We start from the raw sequence: 2,992 nt of genomic DNA on the forward strand, positions 1-2,992 counted from the left end.
TTGTTGTTGGATCCGGCATCATCGGCCTGGCCACCGCCTACCGTGCCCATAAACAGGGCCTGACTGTACAGGTTGTGGATGCTGCGGACAGGATCGTCGGCTCCTCCATCCAGAACTTCGGGCACGCCTGCTTCACCGCCCAGGAGGACAGCCTCCAGCCCATCGCTGACAAATCCCGTGAAGGTTGGCTGCAGGCGGCAGAAGATGTGGGATTTTGGGCTGCCACCTCCGGCACCTGGCTGCCTGCCACCACGGAGACGGAGCTGCAGGTCCTGCGGGAATTTGCGCAACACCGCGGAGCTGAACGCGTGCGCCTGGTCTGCCGTGAGGAAGTCGCTGAGGCCCTCGGCAATCCCGACCTGGAGGTCCTCGGTGGGGCGCATCTACCCCGCGACATGCGTGTGGACCCACGTGAGGCGGCACCGGCCATTGCCGCCTGGCTTGCGGCCCAGGGCGTGGAATTTACCTGGAACACCCGCGTGCTGGGTGTGGCCGATGGTGTCGTGGACACCACCCGCGGACAGCTCCGGGCAGGCCGGGTGATCCTATGCCCGGGAACGGAACTCATGCAGTTGTTCCCCCAGGTGGCAGAACGTTTCAACGTCCGCGTCTGTGAGCTGATCATGACCCTGGTGGAACGTCCAGAACGCATCCCGGAAGATATTGCCGTGCTCACCGGCACCTCCATGGCCCGCTATGGAGGTTTTGCCGCCATGCCTGCCGCCACCACCCTGCGTGAAGAACTGCAGGAGAGTGAAGCGGAGCTGCTGGGATGTATTGCCAACCTCATGGCCACCGGCACCCGTGACGGCCTTTTCCTGGGTGATTCCCACGCCTACAGCCTCAGTCCCACCCCCTTCATGGAAGCTGACACTGCTGAGCTGCTGTTGCATAGGGGTTCGGAGATCTTCGGCCTGGACTCTCCCCGGGTTCTCCAGCGCTGGCAGGGGCGTTATGCCGACAGTGTGGACACCAACCTGGTTCTGGAGCAATTGGATGAGAAAACCACCGTGGCGGTTGTCACCTCCGGCATCGGCATGACCATGTCCTTTGGTGTGGCTGATCTGGCACTCCGGGGTGAAACGGTGTCCGGATTCTGAGCTGCAGGTGGCCGACAGGTTGCTTGTATATGAACTCTTTCAACTCGACTAGACAGGTTCTCTGGTTGGTCCCACAATAGCTTTTGACCACCTTCACGATCCCCTCCTGCCAGAAAGGCATCACCTCATCATCATGGCTCTCAACAAGCGCATCGCCGCCGCCGGCACCGCCCTCGTCTTCGGTTCCCTCGGCCTTGTTTCCTGTGGGTCCGAGTCCACCGGTGAAACCATCACCTTCGCCGCGGTTCCTGCTGAATCCTCCGCAACCCTCCAGCAGACCTTCGGAAACCTCACTGACCTCATCGAGCAGGAAACCGGCGTCACCGTTGAGTTCCAGAACGCTTCCGACTACGCCGCCGTCATCGAGGGCATGCGCGCCGGACAGGTTGATGTTGCCTCCTTCGGCCCCTTTTCCTATGTGATCGCCAAGGACTCCGGTGTTGATCTGGCTCCTGTCGCAGCACCGACCAATGCTGAGGATGAGGCACCCGCCTACACCTCACTGGCCTATGTCCGGGAGGATTCCGACATCCAGTCCATCGCGGACCTGGAAGGCCAGACAGTCTGCTTTGTTGACCAGGCCTCCACCTCCGGTTACCTCGTTCCCATGAATGGCCTGATGGACGCAGACATTGACATGGATGCAGACATCGAACAGATCCTGGCCGGTGGGCATGACGCCTCCCTGCTCACCCTTGATGCCGGTGACTGTGACGCCGCCTTTGCCCACGACACCATGCTGCACACCCTGGAACAGTCCGGTCAGCTGGAATCAGGCGCACTGCGTTCCGTGTGGGAATCCGATCCGATCACCGAGGATCCCATCACCGTGAATAACTCCTCGTTGAGCCCTGAGCTGGCCGAGCAGATCACCACCGTGATCCGTGAACACGCCAACAAGCCAGCCCTGGTGGCTGCCGGTATCTGTGAGTCTGAGGAGGACTGTGCACTGCCGGAGGAAACCGAGTGGGGTTACCTGCCGGTTGATGATTCCGACTTTGCTCCCATCCGTGAACTCTGTGAAGTCACCCAGGCTGAAGCCTGCCGCAGCGTCGGTTAATCCTGACTGATCAACAACACCCTCTGATTAACACCACACAAGGAGCAGCACCAGACATGGCCGAGAAGAAGGTTTCTCCCCTACTCCAACGCGAGTACGACGATATTTACACCGTCCAGATTGATTCAGTAACCAAGGACTTCGGTGGCGGTGTCCTCGGCCTGGATGATGTCCGGGTGGGTTTTCACACCGGCAAGATCACGGTGCTGCTGGGCCTGTCCGGCTCCGGCAAGTCCACCCTGCTGCGCCACATCAATGGTCTGGCGACCCCGACATCCGGAAACATCCGGGTGCTGGGACATGACATCCCCACCCTGCGCTCATGTGAACTGCGGGCCCTGCGCCGCGATATCGGGGTCATCTTCCAGGACTTCAACCTGGTCGGCCCCATGTCAGTGCTGGAAAATGTCTGCTCCGGCCGACTGGGTTCCCTGAAGGGGCCACGCCTGTCGCTGATGATGTACCCGAAGTCGGTGCGTCGAGAAGCTCTGGAAAAGCTCGACCGCGTCGGGCTGGCCGACCGTGCCTTCCAGCGGGCTGACACCCTCTCCGGTGGACAGCAGCAGCGCGTGGCCATTGCACGTGCCTTGATGCAGAACCCCAAGATCCTGCTTGCCGACGAACCCGTCGCCTCCCTGGATCCGGTGTCTTCACATGAGGTGATGAACCTGCTGCGACAGATCTCCGAGGAAGAGAACCTGACCGTGATTTCCTCACTGCACCAGGTGCAGCTGGCCGTTGACTTCGCCGACCGCATCGTCGGACTGCAGTCCGGCAGGATCGTCTTTGATCGCATGACTGAGGACCTGCATGCTGATGAGGTCTCCAGCAT

The 2,992-nt window shown here is 60.9% G+C and carries 3 protein-coding genes; all 3 read left to right on the top strand.

Annotation, left to right across the window (positions count from 1 at the left end; all coding sequences use genetic code 11):
* Positions 1-1,100 (top strand): TIGR03364 family FAD-dependent oxidoreductase (locus tag Q0M74_RS13650; RefSeq protein WP_293955371.1); only part of this gene is annotated, 1,100 nt, incomplete at its 5' end.
* A 133-nt stretch (positions 1,101-1,233) separates the two neighbouring features.
* Positions 1,234-2,160, top strand: a complete 927-nt coding sequence (locus tag Q0M74_RS13655) for a phosphate/phosphite/phosphonate ABC transporter substrate-binding protein (protein WP_293955374.1) — start codon at positions 1,234-1,236, stop codon at positions 2,158-2,160.
* 56 nt (positions 2,161-2,216) lie between these two features.
* Positions 2,217-2,992: phosphonate ABC transporter ATP-binding protein (gene phnC / locus Q0M74_RS13660; RefSeq protein ID WP_293955376.1), on the top strand; the 776-nt coding region annotated here is incomplete at its 3' end.

It is taken from the genome of uncultured Corynebacterium sp., assembly GCF_945649885.1.
Taxonomy (GTDB): Bacteria; Actinomycetota; Actinomycetes; order Mycobacteriales; family Mycobacteriaceae; genus Corynebacterium.

Bases quoted from the DNA above. Each gene is read 5' to 3' on its own strand.
- Q0M74_RS13655 (WP_293955374.1), top strand. From the start codon at position 1,234: ATGGCTCTCAACAAGCGCATCGCCGCCGCCGGCACCGCCCTCGTCTTC.